Raw genomic sequence first — 14,728 nt, forward strand, 5'->3', positions numbered from 1 at the left:
AGAAATTACCTGGATAAAAGTTAAGAAAATTTAAAACAAAAAATTAGAGTTTTCGTGTAATAGATAGTGAGAGGATAGCTCTACTATGAATTCATAGTAAATCTTGATATAATTTAAGGTGAATTTTGTGAATGAAGCTTTTGCACTTAAAATATTAAAAAGGCTGGTTGAAGAAGATAAATTTATTATTATCAATCGACGTGCTCAGCATGCGCATCCTGTATCTAACGAAGTAGCAAAGATCATAGTCAAGCAATTAAGTCTAGAAGATTTTATAGGAAAAAGTGAAGACAGGGATCGTCCTGGAGAATTTTTATGGATTTATAAGACGGATGTAGGCATTAAATATTATCTTAAATGTAAATTTTCATCAGAATTGGATATGGTGAAATTTATATCATTCCACATCGCTGTTTATTAAAGGAGTAATTTTATGACCAAAACATATATAAAAGATTACACCAATACTTTTAACATTCGGGGTACTGAAATAAAAGTAACCGCACCTGCTAAATTTGACGCTGATACAAATGAAATTGTAGCTGACAGCGAACTTGATAATAAGGCAGTGAAACTGGCACAAGACAAATATCGCAAAAAGTATGACTTCATTGGACCTGAAGAAATAAAAGCCTTGCGTAAAAAGTGGAAAATTTCTCAAAAAAGGTTAGCCGAGATCATTGGTTGGAGCCCATCCACAGTGGCACTCTATGAAGTTGGAGAAATACCTACGATCAGCAATAATCGTTTATTGAAAGTTTTGATCAAGCATCCGCAAGTAATGCAGGATTTTATTGCTGAAAGCAAAAGTGATCATGAAAGAAAAGAGATGTAGAAAGTGAAAAAGCTTCAAAGCTTAGATCAGTTTCGAGAATTTATTGATACTGGCTTTGAGATTGAGTTTACATTAAACGGTAAAGGCTGTTTAATTGAACCGGATCAAGATGCTGAAGAATTTTCTCCAAGACGAGAACTAGCTTCTACGGAACAGAATAATCTTGATTATATAAAGAAATTTAAGGATACTAATGCAGTCTTAGAATTTAAAATTGAAGGTAAGACAATAAAAGATCAATGGAGAAATATATCTAATATTGAATATTAAATGCTTATCCGTTTGTAGTAATATTAGTTTTTGATTTTAAGCCATAATGGGTTGGAGTGGAAATCATGACCAATTTATATAAATTCGTTGGTAAGTAAGTTAAGATAAGTGATATTAATAACCATAAATGGCAAGGTGTAGTAATAGGTTATGATTCTCGGCAGAAGATGGACAACAATATATAGATGTAGAAGTTAAAGATTTTGGAATTCTGGGGATCGCAGAATCGGAGATTATGTCAATAGAAATAAAGTAATCTGGATATGAAATATATCTTATGAAAAAGCTCAGATATGTGGGTAAAACCTTTTATTACTTAGACTATTTTCAAAATTTTAAGTAGTTCTTTCTTGTATAGAATTAAAAAATAAACAAGTTGGCACACACTTGGGGGTTTTAGGGTAAAATAAAACCGTCAGATCGTTGATCTGACGGTATTCTTAATTGAGATATTCGGGCTCGAACCGAAACATCCAGGAACCAGAATCCTGTGCCTTACCAATTTGGCTATATCTCAGTAAATCACCCGTACGAGAATTGAACTCGTAACTCCACCTTGAGAGGGTGGCGTCTTAACCATTTGACCAACGGGCAAATTCAACATATGTAAATATAATTGATAAATTTGTTTGTGTCAAGTTCTAGGACACTTTTTTACTTCGAATGCATAAGGTATTATGTAAGAGGAGTAGAATTTAATTATGATAGAGTATTTTAAGACACAGCATCTTATTGAAGAGATGATTAGTGACAGAATTGTCCCTGGAATAAATTATGCATTTATTAAACAAGATCAAGTTTTTTCTTCTACAGTGGGATTTGCGTCTCTTTTGCCTAATCTGACGCAGTTAAGTCCTTTTGCATTATATGATTTAGCGAGTTTGACCAAGGTATTGGGTACAACCAATGTTTTTTTGAAATTAAAACAAGAAGGAAAGATTAATTTTTCTGAACCCTTATCAGAATTTTTGCCAGAGTTTAATGATAATCGGGTAAGATTATTTCATTTGCTGACACATACAAGCGGGATTCGGGGCTGGATAGAAAATCGCGATCAATTACCAGCACCAGAATTGTTATTGGCAATTGAACACTTACCAGTGACGTCTGAATTTGAAACAAAAATGCGTTATGCAGATACAAATTTTATTTTGTTAGGATTAGTTTTGGAAAAAATTTACCATAAACCCGTCCAAGAGGTTATTGATCAGCAGATCTTAAAGCCAACTCATTTAGCAGAAATTACTTTTAATCCGGACCCTAAAAAATGCATTCCAACCGCCTTAATGCCAAATGGAGAGATCTTACAGGGGATTGTTCACGATCCAAAAGCCCGTATATTAGGACAAGATTGTGGGTCAGCTGGCATGTTTGCCTCTTTGCCAGCATTAATAGCGATGGCAAAGGGATATCTAGGTCTTGATGAAGAGATACTGGGATTAAATCCCGATACTGTTGCAGATTTATTTAATATAAAAACGCCAGATAATGTTCATCCACGTTCCTGGGGATGGGATTTACGTTTTGATCCGGTAGATAAACATCCCTTAATTTATCATACTGGATTTACGGGAACCTTTATGATTTTAGATCGATTAAATCAATCCGGTTTGATAGTTTTAACTAATCGGATTCATCCTAGCGGGCATAATCATGTTTTCTTAGCTATGCGCGAACATATTATTAATACTTTTCTCAAGGAAAACGTTTATAAATCATAAAAGGCATCTCGTTTCGAGATGCCTTTTATTACATACCAGCTTTGATAATCTTGCGTTCTGCCATAGATTTACGCAAAGCTAGCATCGCAGTATATGTGGATAATATATAAACTTTCTTAGTTGGGAGTTTTCCTAATTCGTCAATTAATTCATTATTGTCTGTTACCGTAGTCATTAAACCTGGATCAAAACCTGAAACTTCCAATCTAAAGCCCATATCATGCCAGCGGTGACCACCAACTAGGATTTTTTTGATTTTTGATTTATTTAAGCCTTCATAATCAGCATCCCAAATCCAAGAAGTGTCAATTCCATCAGCATGATTGGAATTGAGCAGGGTAACTAATGAATAATCATCTTGTTCAGTATTAAGCATATGTAATACTTCGTCTAAACCAACAGGATTTTTAACTAAAATAAGATCAATTTCTTTATTTTTGTAATTAATTAATTCTTGGCGACCGAAGATGCGCTTGTTTTCTGCAAAAGCTTGAGCAACTTCATCTTCGCTTAAGCCAAATTCACGAGCCACTGAATAAGCTGCTAAAGCATTGTAAATATTGTATGTTCCTCCAATATTGATACTGTATTTTTCTTGTCCCATCTGAAATGCTAGGTGGTTAGGAGTTTGTTCAATAATTTTGTTAACTTGATATTTTAAATCAGGTCGCTTATAGCCACAATTTGGACAGAAAAAATCACCCAAATTAGCATAAATTCTTTCATGAAAGTGTAAGATATGATCACATTTAGGACAAAGCACGCCGTCTGTATTTACTGGTGCTTTTAGATCATTTTCTTCTTTATCATTTTCTAGTTTAAAACCATAAAAGACTTTTTTATTTGGTAAATCAACTGAAGAAAAAATGCTAGCATCTCCGTTAGCAATAATTGTTGCATCAGCAGCAAGCTTTATTCCGTTAACGATCTTGTCGTATGTAGTGTAAATTTCACCATAGCGATCCATTTGATCACGAAAAATATTGGTCAAGACAAAAACACTGGGATGCAATAACTGCGTTACCATTTTTACATTTGCTTCGTCTACTTCAAGAACGGCGATCTTACGCTTAACATTTTTATGGCGGTGGGCTAAAAAGGCAGTAACGATTCCTTGCTGCATATTTGAACCTGATGGGTTGGTTAAAATATCACCATATTTTTTCTTTAAAGCTTCAACAATTAAAGCAGTAGTCATGGTTTTTCCATTGGTTCCTGTGACAATAATTGTTTCATATCCTTTAGATAAACTAGCTAAAACATTGGGGTCAATCTTCATTGCGAACTTTCCTGGAAAGCTTGTACCACCTTTAAGTACATTATGTAAGAACCAGTAAGAAGATTTACCAGCTACTTTGGCAACATTTGCTTTAAAACTCATATTCTATCCCTCACTTTAAAACTATTTTTTACTATAGCATAGGAATAAATAGAAAACGATATTTTAACTGCACAAATTTAAATTTTCCTCTATACTTATTAAGGCAGATAACATTGAAAAGAGGACAAAAGATGGCGCAATTATTTTTTCGTTATGGAGCAATGAGCTCAGGAAAAACAATTGAAATTTTAAAAGTGGCCCATAACTATGAAGCTCAAAAAAGAAAAATTGCCTTAATGACAAGCGGGCTTGATAATCGTAGCGGTGTGGGAACGGTTGCTTCAAGAATTGGATTACATCGATCTGCTACTCCGATTACAGATGAAATGAATCTCTTTAATTATGTAGCAGGATTGAATAAAAAAGATGTTGCTGATGGAGATGGCAGTGTTGCATGTGTCTTAATTGATGAGGCACAATTTTTAAAAAAGCATCATGTTTTAGAATGCGCTAAGATTGTAGATGATTTAAAGATTCCTGTGATGGCATTTGGACTAAAAAATGATTTTCAGAATCATCTTTTTGAAGGAAGCAAGAATTTATTAATCTATGCTGATAAAATAGAAGAAATGAAAACTATCTGTCATTATTGCGGTCATAAAGCAACAATGAATTTGCGTGTGAATAATGGTAAGCCTGTATATCAGGGAGAACAAGTACAAATTGGTGGCGATGAGAGTTACTATCCGGTTTGTCGATTTCATTATTTTGCTCCAGATAAAAAGAGAGATTAATTATTCTAGAAAGGAAATAGACTGTTTATGGATAAGGTAATGGCTCAATTAGAAGGATTAGTAGCCCATTATGAAGAATTACAAGAAATGATGGCTGATCCGGAAGTTATTAACGATACTAAACGTTATATGGAAATTTCTAAAGAAGAAGCCGATATGCGTGAGGTTGTTCAAAAGTATCGTAAATATAAGGATGATCAAAAAGAAATTGCCGATAATAAGGAAATTATTTCGAATGAATCAGATAGCGATTTGGTTGAAATGGCCAAAGAGGAAAATTCTGATTTAGAGCAAGAAGTTAAAGAATTAGAAGAAGAAATCAAAATTTTGATGTTACCTAAAGACCCTAATGATGATAAAGATATCATTATGGAAATTCGTGGAGCTGCCGGAGGCGATGAAGCATCCTTATTTGCAGGCGATCTTCTTAGAATGTATGAAAAATATGCTGAAACTCAAGGCTGGAACGTATCTTTAATTGATTCAGAACCAACAGAAGTTGGAGGATACAAGCGTGTTGCAGTGATGATCACCGGTGATAAAGTATACTCAAAATTGAAATATGAAAACGGCGCTCACCGTGTTCAACGTGTGCCAGTGACTGAATCACAAGGTAGAGTGCATACTTCTACCGCGACAGTTGCTGTTATGCCGGAATATGAACAAGTTGATATTGATATAGATCCAAAAGATATCCGTGTTGATGTTTACCGCTCATCTGGTGCCGGAGGTCAGCACATTAACAAAACTTCTAGTGCCGTACGTATGACACACTTACCTACAGGAATTGTAGTTGCCATGCAAGATCAACGTAGCCAGCAGCAAAACCGTGAAAAGGCTATGCAAATTTTGAAATCACGTGTTTATGATTACTATGAAAGTCAAAATCGTGATCAATACGATGAAAAAAGAAAGAACGCAGTTGGTACTGGGGATCGTTCTGAAAGAATTAGAACGTATAATTATCCTCAAAACCGTGTAACTGACCACCGTATTGGCTTGACTTTAAACAAGCTTGATCGGGTAATGAACGGCGAGTTAGATGAAATTATTAATGCGCTAGTGCTTTACTACCAAACTCAACAATTAGAGAAGATGGCTGAAGACAATGCCTAAAACTTTAGAACAAATCAAAGAAAAGACTCTACAAGATAATCCGAATTTACGTCAAGAAGATATCGAATATGTGTTAGCAGAACGTCTTTCATATACTCCAAGCCAATATCAGATGCATAAGGATGATCAGCTAAGTAAAGAGCAGGAAAAGCAAGCAAACTTAGATATGAAAAAATTGCGCCGAGGAGTTTCGCCGCAATATATTTTGGGTTACAGCTGGTTTTATGGGTATAAGATTTTGGTGAAACGTGGAGTTTTGATCCCACGCTTTGAAACAGAAGAATTAGTCAAGTGGGCATTAGAATCAGTTAAAGATGGTGCTAAAATTTTAGATTTAGGGACTGGCTCTGGTGCTATCACAGTAGCATTAGCTAAAAAGGCTCAAGAAAGCGGCATTAAAGATCTTACTTTGTATGCTAGTGATATTACTGATAGTGCTTTGCTTGAAAGCGAAGAAAACTTTTTATTATATGATCTAGATGTTACAACACGTAAAGCAAATGTTTTAGTTGGTCTGGAAAAATTTGACGTAATTATTTCTAATCCGCCTTATATTAAAACTGGAGATAAAGATTTGATGGATGACAATGTTATCAAAAATGAACCAGAAGAAGCTCTCTATGGCGGAGAAGATGGACTTGATTTTTATCGTGAGTTTGTCAAACAGGTTCGTGAACATTTAAATCCTGATGGAGAATTCTTTTTAGAATTTGGCTTTGATGAAAAAGAAGCATTAGCTGAATTATTTGCCAAAGAATTACCTGATTTTAAGATTGAATTTCGTGATGATATGGCCCAAAAGCCAAGAATGGTTCATGGAAAGTGGGAAAAATAATTGGAAACAAGAATATTTACTAAAGACCAAATTCCTGAAGCAGTTGAATTATTAAAAAAAGGCGAGCTAGTTGCTTTTCCAACCGAAACAGTTTATGGCTTGGGGGCATTAGCTACTAATGAAAAAGCAGTTAAAGGTGTCTATGAAGCTAAAGGGCGCCCTAGTGACAATCCATTGATCGTTACTGTTTCTGATGAAGAAATGATGAGCCGATTTGTAGATGAGGTTCCTGAACGTGCTAAGAAATTGATCAAACATTTTTGGCCAGGCCCATTAACTCTTATTTTGAATGTTAAAAAAGCTGCTTTGCCAGATGCAGTTACTGGAGGTCTTCCTACAGCTGCTTTTAGGTGTCCAAAAGATGCGCTGACACATGAATTAATTTCAAGGTTAGGTGATCCAATTGTTGGTCCATCTGCCAATACTTCAACTAAGCCATCTCCAACTACAGCCCAGCACGTTTATCATGATTTAAAAGGTAAAATTGCTGGCATTATTGATAATGGACCTACAGCAATTGGACTTGAATCAACAATTGTCGATTTATCTGTCGATCAGCCAATTGTTTTAAGGCCAGGGGAAGTTACTCCTGAAGAAATTGGTAAAGTTTTAGGCCAAGAAGTCTTGATGAATAAAGGAACAAGTCAAACAAAAGGTGTTCCCAAAGCGCCAGGAATGAAATACCGTCATTATGCTCCAAGTGCACCAGTTTATATTGTGGATTCAGAAGAAGATTTTAAATTTATTCCGAAAAGTGATGATGTAGCAGTTGCAGCTTTAGATGAGGTCTTAGATAAAATTACAAATAAAAACAAATTTAGTTTGGGTAAAACAATTGATCAAGCAGCTCATAACTTATTTGGAGCACTCAGATATTTTGATAATGAACCAAATATTGCTGAAATTTATGTACAAGGTTTTTCAAAAGGAAATATCAGTGCAGCCTATATGAATCGGTTAAATAAGTCAGCCGCTGGTCACCATTTTATAAAAAAGTAAGCTTTATGCTTACTTTTTTTGTATTTTTGGGAACTTAGAGCCAATTGTTTGTTAAAATAAGCATCGAAGTATTAATTCATTTTTAGGAGGTTTGTTATGGGTAAGTTTACTGTTTTAAATCACCCTTTGATTCAACACAAGTTGACAATTATTCGTCGTAAAGACACAAGTACAAACGAATTTCGTCAAATTGTTGGTGAAATTGCTGGATTGATGGTTTATGAAATGACCAGAGATTTGCCATTGGAAAATGTCGAAATCGAAACACCAATTGGTAAAACTACTCAAAAACAATTGGCTGGTAAAAAGCCAGTTATTGTTCCAATCTTGCGTGCAGGTTTGGGAATGGTTGATGGCGTTTTGCAAATGATTCCATCAGCTAGAGTTGGACACATTGGGATGTATCGCGACGAAGAAACATTAAAGCCACATGAATATTTCTTCAAGATGCCACCAGATATTGAAGAAAGAGAATGTATCATCGTGGACCCAATGCTTGCCACTGGTGGTTCAGCAAACATGGCTATTGAAGCTTTGAAAAAACGTGGAGCTAAGAATATTAGACTTGCTGTTTTAGTTGCTGCACCCGAAGGTGTTAGAAAAGTTCAAGAAGAAAATCCAGATGTTGACATCTATGCAGCTGCCGAAGATGAAAAATTGATGGATAACGGTTACATCTATCCAGGCCTTGGGGATGCAGGCGATAGATTGTTTGGAACCAAGTAAAAAACTTATATATTTTTTTAAATATGGTTTTGAATTTGGATATTTAAGGTGTTATGATTTTTAATGTGTTTGAGGTATTCAGCACAAGAAGGGAGGTCACGAAGTGGGTGAGAAATCTGTTGTTCGTAATTTATTCGGCTTAAATTTCAACATTACCAACTGTTTTGGTGGAACATTAGTTGCAATTGCAGTATTTGCCTTGGTTTACTATTTGGCTAAAAAAGTTACAATGAAGCCAAATAAGAGACAAAACGTTTTAGAGTATTTAATTGATTTCACTAATGGAATCGTTAAAGACAACGTTGAAGACAAAGACGCTCAAAAGCACTTGTCACTATATGCATTTACCTTATTTATGTTCATCTTTTTCATGAACCAGTTAGGTTTGTTCTTTGAGTTTTCAATTAACGATCACATCCTTGTCAAATCACCAACTGCCAACCCATTAATTACTATGACTATGGCAATGATGACATTGCTTTTATCATATAACTTTGGTGTTCAGCGTTTTGGTGCTAAAGGTTATTTTGGCAATTATGCAAAACCGGTTGGCTTTTTATTGCCAATCAATATTATTGAGGAATTTACCAATTTCTTGACGCTATCATTGCGTCTTTACGGTAATATTTATGCTGGTGAAGTTTTGTTAACCTTAATCGGTGGCCGTTTTGCTAAGAGTGCGGGTTGGTTTACCATCATCGCTTCGGTTCCATTAACTTTAATCTGGCAAGGCTTCTCTGTCTTTATTGGCTCTATCCAGGCATATGTATTCGTAACTTTATCTATGGTTTACATCGGTAAAAAGGTTACTGAAGAATAAAATTTACGGAGGTTTTTTCTATGAAGTATATAGCTGCCGCAATTGCCGCTGGTTTAGCTGCTTTAGCAGCATCCTGGGGTAACGGGAAAGTTATTTCAAAAACTATTGAAGGTATCGCAAGACAACCTGAATCTGCAAACAACTTAAGATCAACTATGTTTATCGGTGTTGGTTTGATCGAAGCTGTTCCTATCTTGGCTATTGTTATTGGATTCTTAATTCTCTTCCTGTAATTTCATTAAGGATTGTAATTACTAGAAAGAAGGGAAAACATGCAATTAATGTTTGCCGCCTTAAAGCTTGAATTAGGAGATACTTTATACTATCTTTTGATTTTTGCATTGCTTTTAATCCTTGTTAAGCACTTTGCTTGGGGTCCAGTTACCGAAATGATGGAAAAACGTCGTCAAAAGGTGATCAATGACTTAGACCAAGCTGAAAGTGATCGTAAGAAGGCAGAACTTCTTGCTAACCAAAGACAAGCAGCATTAAAAGACTCAAAGCAAGAGGCTACACAAATTCTTTCTACTGCAAAGAGCAATGCGGAAAAGACTAAAAATGAAATTATTAGTCAAGCTGATAGTGAGGCTGCCGCAATTAGAAAACAAGCTTCCAAAGATGCTGCACAAGCCAAGACTGATGCTTTAAATGAAGCACGTGATCAAGTAGCTGATATCTCTGTTGCAATTGCTGAAAAAGTTATTGCCAAGAATTTAACTGCTGCTGATCAAAAAGACTTGGTAGATAGTTTCATCAAGGGGCTGAGTGACTAATGGCTTTAAGTAGAGAAGAAATTGCTTCCAGATACAGCAAAGCTTTATTTGAATATAGCAGTGATATGAATTCAGTAGATGAAGTTCATGAAGAGATGAATGTTTTACTTGAAATTGCAAAACAAAATCCGAACTTCATTAAATTATTGAGTAATCCTGTTTTGAAGAAAAATGAAAAAGAAGATTTTCTTGCAAGTTTTTCTAGCCAAATGTCTGATTCAACGCAAAACTTTTTGAAGTTATTGCTTGAATATGGTCGTTTTGGAGACTTTGTTGATATTGTGACAGCATATGATGCTCTCTACAATAAATCAATGAATGTGGCACAAGGAGTTGCTATCACTGCAGTTTCTCTTGAAAAAGAGGAATTAGATAGAATTGCTCAAGCTTATGCTAAAAAGAATAATTTGAACAATCTATATTTAACAAATGAAGTCGACCCAAGTATTTTGGGAGGCGTAATTCTCCGAGTTGGAGATAAGATAATAGACGGTTCTATTAGAACTAAATTGCAAAAAATTCGTGAGCAATTGATTGAAAATAGATAAAAGAGGTGAAACCATTGAGCATTAAAGCAGAAGAAATTAGTGCTTTGATCAAGCAACAACTTGAAAAGTATGATGACAAGCTCAACGTTGACGAAGTGGGTACTGTTACCTACGTCGGTGACGGTATCGCCCGCGCTCACGGTTTAAACAATGTTTTATCAAGTGAATTGTTACAATTTTCTAACGGTTCATATGGTATTGCACAAAACCTTGAAGCTAATGACGTCGGTATCATTATCTTAGGTAAATTTGATGATATCCGTGAAGGTGACCAAGTCAAGCGTACTGGTCGAATCATGGAAGTACCTGTTGGAGAACCTATGATTGGCCGTGTTGTTAACCCATTAGGGCAACCAGTAGATGGTTTAGGTGAGATCAAGACTGATAAAACTAGACCAATTGAAAGTAAAGCTCCTGGTGTTATGGATAGACAATCTGTTAACCAGCCTTTGCAAACTGGGATCAAAGCCATCGATGCTTTAGTTCCAATTGGTCGTGGGCAGCGTGAATTAATCATTGGTGACCGTAAAACTGGTAAGACCGCTCTTGCCTTAGATACGATCATCAATCAAAAGGGACAAGATGTAATTTGTATTTACGTTGCAATTGGTCAAAAAGAGTCTACAGTTAAAAACTCTGTAGAAACATTAAAGCGTTATGGAGCAATGGACTACACTATTGTTGTAGAAGCTGGTCCTAGCGAACCAGCCCCAATGCTTTATATCGCCCCATACGCAGGAACTGCGATGGGTGAAGAATTTATGTACAATGGTAAGGATGTATTGATTGTATTTGACGATTTAAGTAAACAAGCTGTTGCTTATCGTGAAATTTCATTATTACTTCGTCGTCCACCTGGTCGTGAAGCTTACCCAGGTGATGTCTTCTACTTACACTCAAGATTACTTGAAAGAAGTGCTAAGTTGAGTGACAAGCTTGGTGGAGGCTCAATGACCGCCTTGCCATTTATTCAAACTCAAGCTGGAGATATTTCAGCTTATATTCCAACTAACGTTATTTCTATTACTGACGGACAGATCTTCTTGGAAGCTGATTTATTCTTTGCTGGAACTCGTCCTGCTATTAACGCCGGTGAATCTGTTTCTCGTGTTGGTGGTAGTGCTCAGATTAAAGCAATGAAGAAGGTTGCTGGTACCTTGCGTGTGGACTTAGCTTCATATCGAGAGCTTGAAAGTTTCGCACAATTTGGTAGTGACCTTGATCAAGCTACTCAAGCTAAATTGAGTCGTGGTCGAAGAACAGTTGAAGTTTTGAAGCAACCACTTCACAAGACTTTATCTGTTGAAGACGAAGTTCTCGTTTTATACGCATTAACTCACGGCTTCCTAGATTCCATTCCAGTACCTGATATTCAACGTTACGAATTGGAATTATACGATTACTTTGCAAGTAACTATAATGACTTACTTGATGTAATCCGTAAGACTGGGGATTTACCTGATGAAGATAAGCTAAATGCAGCTTTAAAGAACTTCAACGAAGGTTTTTCAATCAGTAAGAAATAGAAGAGGAGGTTTTTTCATTGGCAGAATCTCTCCTTGAATTAAAAAGAAAGATTGCCTCGATTCAAAAGACTGGTCGTATTACTGAAGCTATGAGAATGGTTTCAGGCGCTAAGTTAAGTAAAACCGAAAAACTGGATCAAGGCTATTCAATTTATAATGATAAAATCAGAGCTACTGTTTCTCATTTGATGAGTTCTCGTATTTTTAAGGAAATCAATAAAAAAAGTCATAGTCACGTCGAAGATATTGATCTTGATAGCATTGACTATAACGATGTCTTTGATTTGGGAACTCTGACATCTTTAATTCAGCCTCGTGAACATATCAAATCTACAGGTTACTTAGTTATTAGTGGTGATCGTGGTTTGGTGGGGTCTTACAACAGTCAAGTTATTAAAAATATGATGAGTATTTTCAAAGACTCTGAAGCTGAAAATAAAGATATCAAGATCCTGACTGTCGGCAGTGTAGCTGCTCAATTCTTTAAAAAACAGAATTTAAACGTGGTTTATGAATATAGCGGTGTTAGCGATGTCCCGACTTATGATGAAGTTAAAGATATCGTTCAAACTGCTGTAAAAATGTATCTAAATGGTGTCTATGATGAATTATATGTTTGTTATACGCACCATGTGAATACATTGACTTCTGCATTTCGTGTTGAAAAAATGCTTCCAATTTCAGATATCGACATTAGTCATGATGATTCAATGCCAACTGAATATTTGGTTGAGCCTAATGTTGATTCAGTCTTAAAGAGAGTTTTACCTCAATTTGCTAGATCAATGATCTTTGGTGCAATTTTGGATGCTAAAACCGCTGAACACGCTAGCTCAATGACAGCAATGCAGTCTGCAACTAAGAATGCTGAAGACGTGGTTTCTGGTTTGACAACAAGATTAAATAGAGCTCGACAGGCACAAATCACTACTGAAATTACAGAAATTATTGGTGGTGCCAATGCTCTTCAATAAGGATAGAAAAGGAGGTAGATGTTTTTGAGTAAAGGCGAAATCGTCCAAGTTATTGGACCAGTCGTTGATGTCGAATTTCCAATCGACAAAAATTTGCCTGACATTAATAATGCTTTGCGCGTTAAGAATAATAATGGCGACATCCTTGTTCTAGAAGTTACTCTTGAACTTGGTGATGGAGTTTTAAGAACTATCTCAATGGAATCTACCGACGGTTTAAGACGTGGAATGGAAGTTGAAGATACTGGTGCTCCAATTTCTGTCCCAGTTGGTAAAGACACCTTAGGACGTGTTTTCAATGTTTTAGGTGATCCAATTGATGGTGGTCCTGAATTACCAGCAGATGTAAAACGTGAAGGTATCCATAAAGAAGCTCCTAAGTATGATGAATTAAGTACTAGTGAATCTATTCTTGAAACTGGTATCAAGGTTATCGACTTGCTTGAACCATATGTACGTGGTGGTAAAGTTGGTTTGTTTGGTGGTGCCGGTGTTGGTAAAACGACTATCATTCAGGAATTGATTCATAATATTGCCCAAGAACACGGTGGTATTTCAGTATTTACTGGTGTTGGGGAAAGAACTCGTGAAGGTAATGACCTTTACTTTGAAATGAAAGCTTCAGGAGTTCTAGCTAAAACTGCCATGGTATTTGGTCAAATGAATGAGCCACCTGGTGCCAGAATGCGTGTTGCATTGACTGGTTTAACAATTGCGGAATACTTCCGTGATGTTGAAGGTTTGGACGTATTGTTGTTTATTGACAATATCTTTAGATTTACTCAGGCTGGTTCCGAAGTTTCAGCTTTGCTTGGTCGTATGCCGAGTGCCGTTGGTTATCAGCCAACTTTGGCTACTGAAATGGGACAATTGCAAGAAAGAATTACTTCAACTAAGAAGGGATCTATTACTTCTATTCAAGCTGTTTATGTCCCAGCCGATGACTATACTGACCCAGCTCCAGCTACTACTTTTGCTCACTTGGATGCAACTACTAACCTAGAACGTCGTTTAGTTGAACAAGGTATTTATCCAGCCGTTGATCCATTAGAGTCAACTTCAAGTGCTTTGGATCCAGAAATTGTTGGTGAAGAACACTATGAAGTTGCTGTTCAAGTACAACATATTTTGCAACGTTACCAAGAATTACAAGATATTATTTCTGTGTTAGGTATGGATGAATTATCTGACGAAGAAAAATTGATTGTTGAACGTGCAAGAAAGATTCAATTCTTCCTATCACAAAACTTCTTTGTTGCAGAACAATTTACTGGATTACCAGGTTCATATGTTCCAATTAAGGAAACTATCAAAGGTTTCAAGATGATTATCGATGGTAAGTTAGATGATTTACCTGAAGATGCATTCCGTAATGTTGGCCCAATTGAAGATGTAATTAAAAAAGCACAAAAGATGGGTGTAACACCAAAGAATCCTGAAGCTAAAGCTATGTTAGAAACAAAGTAGGGT

At 35.9% G+C, this 14,728-nt stretch carries 17 protein-coding genes and 2 tRNA genes; 16 read left to right on the forward strand and 3 right to left on the reverse strand.

Annotation, left to right across the window (positions count from 1 at the left end; all coding sequences use genetic code 11):
- The first annotated feature begins 127 nt into the window (after nt 1-127).
- The 3 genes from Q0Y70_RS03395 to Q0Y70_RS03405 are packed head-to-tail and all read left to right on the forward strand — an operon-like array spanning nt 128 to nt 1,105.
- Nucleotides 128-421 (forward strand): type II toxin-antitoxin system MqsR family toxin, encoded by a 294-nt coding sequence (locus Q0Y70_RS03395; protein WP_297816579.1) that lies wholly within the window; start codon nt 128-130, stop codon nt 419-421.
- 12 nt (nt 422-433) lie between these two features.
- Nucleotides 434-835 carry a type II TA system antitoxin MqsA family protein gene (locus Q0Y70_RS03400; protein WP_297816582.1) on the forward strand — a complete coding sequence of 134 codons (402 nt, stop codon included), beginning with the start codon at nt 434-436 and terminating at the stop codon, nt 833-835.
- A gap of 3 nt (nt 836-838) precedes the next feature.
- On the forward strand, nt 839-1,105 hold the full coding sequence (locus Q0Y70_RS03405) for a hypothetical protein (protein WP_297816585.1): 267 nt from the start codon (nt 839-841) through the stop codon (nt 1,103-1,105).
- Between the two features lie 444 nt (nt 1,106-1,549).
- Here the strand turns inward: Q0Y70_RS03405 and Q0Y70_RS03410 are convergent.
- Nucleotides 1,550-1,622, reverse strand: a tRNA-Gln gene (locus Q0Y70_RS03410).
- A gap of 5 nt (nt 1,623-1,627) precedes the next feature.
- Nucleotides 1,628-1,699, reverse strand: a tRNA-Glu gene (locus Q0Y70_RS03415).
- A gap of 107 nt (nt 1,700-1,806) precedes the next feature.
- Between Q0Y70_RS03415 and Q0Y70_RS03420 the strand changes: the two genes are divergently transcribed.
- Nucleotides 1,807-2,826 (forward strand): serine hydrolase, encoded by a 1,020-nt coding sequence (locus Q0Y70_RS03420; RefSeq protein ID WP_297816588.1) that lies wholly within the window; start codon nt 1,807-1,809, stop codon nt 2,824-2,826.
- Between the two features lie 28 nt (nt 2,827-2,854).
- Here Q0Y70_RS03420 and Q0Y70_RS03425 read toward each other — a convergent pair whose 3' ends face one another.
- Complete coding sequence (locus Q0Y70_RS03425) at nt 2,855-4,207, reverse strand: Mur ligase family protein (protein ID WP_297816591.1); 1,353 nt, start codon at nt 4,205-4,207, stop codon at nt 2,855-2,857.
- Between the two features lie 131 nt (nt 4,208-4,338).
- Between Q0Y70_RS03425 and Q0Y70_RS03430 the strand changes: the two genes are divergently transcribed.
- From Q0Y70_RS03430 to atpD, 12 genes are all read left to right on the forward strand, one after another.
- Nucleotides 4,339-4,941, forward strand: coding sequence for a thymidine kinase (locus Q0Y70_RS03430; RefSeq protein ID WP_297816594.1), 603 nt, complete (start codon nt 4,339-4,341; stop codon nt 4,939-4,941).
- 27 nt (nt 4,942-4,968) lie between these two features.
- Nucleotides 4,969-6,057: a peptide chain release factor 1 gene (prfA, locus tag Q0Y70_RS03435; RefSeq protein ID WP_297816597.1), complete on the forward strand. Its 1,089-nt coding sequence runs from the start codon at nt 4,969-4,971 to the stop codon at nt 6,055-6,057.
- Nucleotides 6,050-6,892: a peptide chain release factor N(5)-glutamine methyltransferase gene (gene prmC / locus Q0Y70_RS03440; protein ID WP_297816600.1), complete on the forward strand. Its 843-nt coding sequence runs from the start codon at nt 6,050-6,052 to the stop codon at nt 6,890-6,892. Before prfA ends, prmC begins: the two co-directional genes overlap by 8 nt.
- Nucleotides 6,893-7,891, forward strand: a complete 999-nt coding sequence (locus Q0Y70_RS03445) for an L-threonylcarbamoyladenylate synthase (RefSeq protein ID WP_297816603.1) — start codon at nt 6,893-6,895, stop codon at nt 7,889-7,891. It abuts the gene before it with no gap.
- Between the two features lie 96 nt (nt 7,892-7,987).
- Nucleotides 7,988-8,617, forward strand: coding sequence for a uracil phosphoribosyltransferase (gene upp / locus Q0Y70_RS03450; protein WP_008471832.1), 630 nt, complete (start codon nt 7,988-7,990; stop codon nt 8,615-8,617).
- A gap of 103 nt (nt 8,618-8,720) precedes the next feature.
- Complete coding sequence (gene atpB / locus Q0Y70_RS03455; RefSeq protein ID WP_297816610.1) at nt 8,721-9,437, forward strand: F0F1 ATP synthase subunit A; 717 nt, start codon at nt 8,721-8,723, stop codon at nt 9,435-9,437.
- 20 nt (nt 9,438-9,457) lie between these two features.
- Nucleotides 9,458-9,670 carry a F0F1 ATP synthase subunit C gene (gene atpE / locus Q0Y70_RS03460; protein WP_008471828.1) on the forward strand — a complete coding sequence of 71 codons (213 nt, stop codon included), beginning with the start codon at nt 9,458-9,460 and terminating at the stop codon, nt 9,668-9,670.
- 39 nt (nt 9,671-9,709) lie between these two features.
- Nucleotides 9,710-10,210 (forward strand): F0F1 ATP synthase subunit B, encoded by a 501-nt coding sequence (gene atpF, locus Q0Y70_RS03465; protein ID WP_297816613.1) that lies wholly within the window; start codon nt 9,710-9,712, stop codon nt 10,208-10,210.
- Nucleotides 10,210-10,758 (forward strand): F0F1 ATP synthase subunit delta, encoded by a 549-nt coding sequence (locus tag Q0Y70_RS03470; protein WP_297816616.1) that lies wholly within the window; start codon nt 10,210-10,212, stop codon nt 10,756-10,758. The genes atpF and Q0Y70_RS03470 overlap by 1 nt, the downstream gene beginning before the upstream one ends.
- Before the next feature lie 14 nt (nt 10,759-10,772).
- A complete protein-coding gene (gene atpA / locus Q0Y70_RS03475; protein WP_297816619.1) occupies nt 10,773-12,284 on the forward strand; it encodes a F0F1 ATP synthase subunit alpha in 1,512 nt (503 codons plus the stop codon).
- A 17-nt stretch (nt 12,285-12,301) separates the two neighbouring features.
- On the forward strand, nt 12,302-13,258 hold the full coding sequence (locus Q0Y70_RS03480; RefSeq protein WP_297816622.1) for a F0F1 ATP synthase subunit gamma: 957 nt from the start codon (nt 12,302-12,304) through the stop codon (nt 13,256-13,258).
- Between the two features lie 18 nt (nt 13,259-13,276).
- Complete coding sequence (gene atpD, locus Q0Y70_RS03485; protein ID WP_297816625.1) at nt 13,277-14,725, forward strand: F0F1 ATP synthase subunit beta; 1,449 nt, start codon at nt 13,277-13,279, stop codon at nt 14,723-14,725.
- The last annotated feature ends 3 nt before the right edge of the window (nt 14,726-14,728 follow it).

Source organism: uncultured Lactobacillus sp. (assembly GCF_947367085.1).
Lineage (GTDB): Bacteria > Bacillota > Bacilli > Lactobacillales > Lactobacillaceae > Lactobacillus.

Excerpts from the sequence above, each read along its gene's own strand:
- Q0Y70_RS03470 (WP_297816616.1), top strand. The coding sequence starts at position 10,210 with ATGGCTTTAAGTAGAGAAGAAATTGCTTCCAGATACAGCAAAGCTTTA.
- prfA (WP_297816597.1), top strand. The coding sequence starts at position 4,969 with ATGGATAAGGTAATGGCTCAATTAGAAGGATTAGTAGCCCATTATGAA.
- Q0Y70_RS03420 (WP_297816588.1), top strand. The coding sequence starts at position 1,807 with ATGATAGAGTATTTTAAGACACAGCATCTTATTGAAGAGATGATTAGT.
- upp (WP_008471832.1), top strand. The coding sequence starts at position 7,988 with ATGGGTAAGTTTACTGTTTTAAATCACCCTTTGATTCAACACAAGTTG.
- Q0Y70_RS03400 (WP_297816582.1), top strand. The coding sequence starts at position 434 with ATGACCAAAACATATATAAAAGATTACACCAATACTTTTAACATTCGG.
- atpD (WP_297816625.1), top strand. The coding sequence starts at position 13,277 with ATGTTTTTGAGTAAAGGCGAAATCGTCCAAGTTATTGGACCAGTCGTT.
- Q0Y70_RS03425 (WP_297816591.1), bottom strand. The coding sequence starts at position 4,207 with ATGAGTTTTAAAGCAAATGTTGCCAAAGTAGCTGGTAAATCTTCTTAC.
- prmC (WP_297816600.1), top strand. The coding sequence starts at position 6,050 with ATGCCTAAAACTTTAGAACAAATCAAAGAAAAGACTCTACAAGATAAT.
- Q0Y70_RS03430 (WP_297816594.1), top strand. The coding sequence starts at position 4,339 with ATGGCGCAATTATTTTTTCGTTATGGAGCAATGAGCTCAGGAAAAACA.
- atpF (WP_297816613.1), top strand. The coding sequence starts at position 9,710 with ATGCAATTAATGTTTGCCGCCTTAAAGCTTGAATTAGGAGATACTTTA.
- atpE (WP_008471828.1), top strand. The coding sequence starts at position 9,458 with ATGAAGTATATAGCTGCCGCAATTGCCGCTGGTTTAGCTGCTTTAGCA.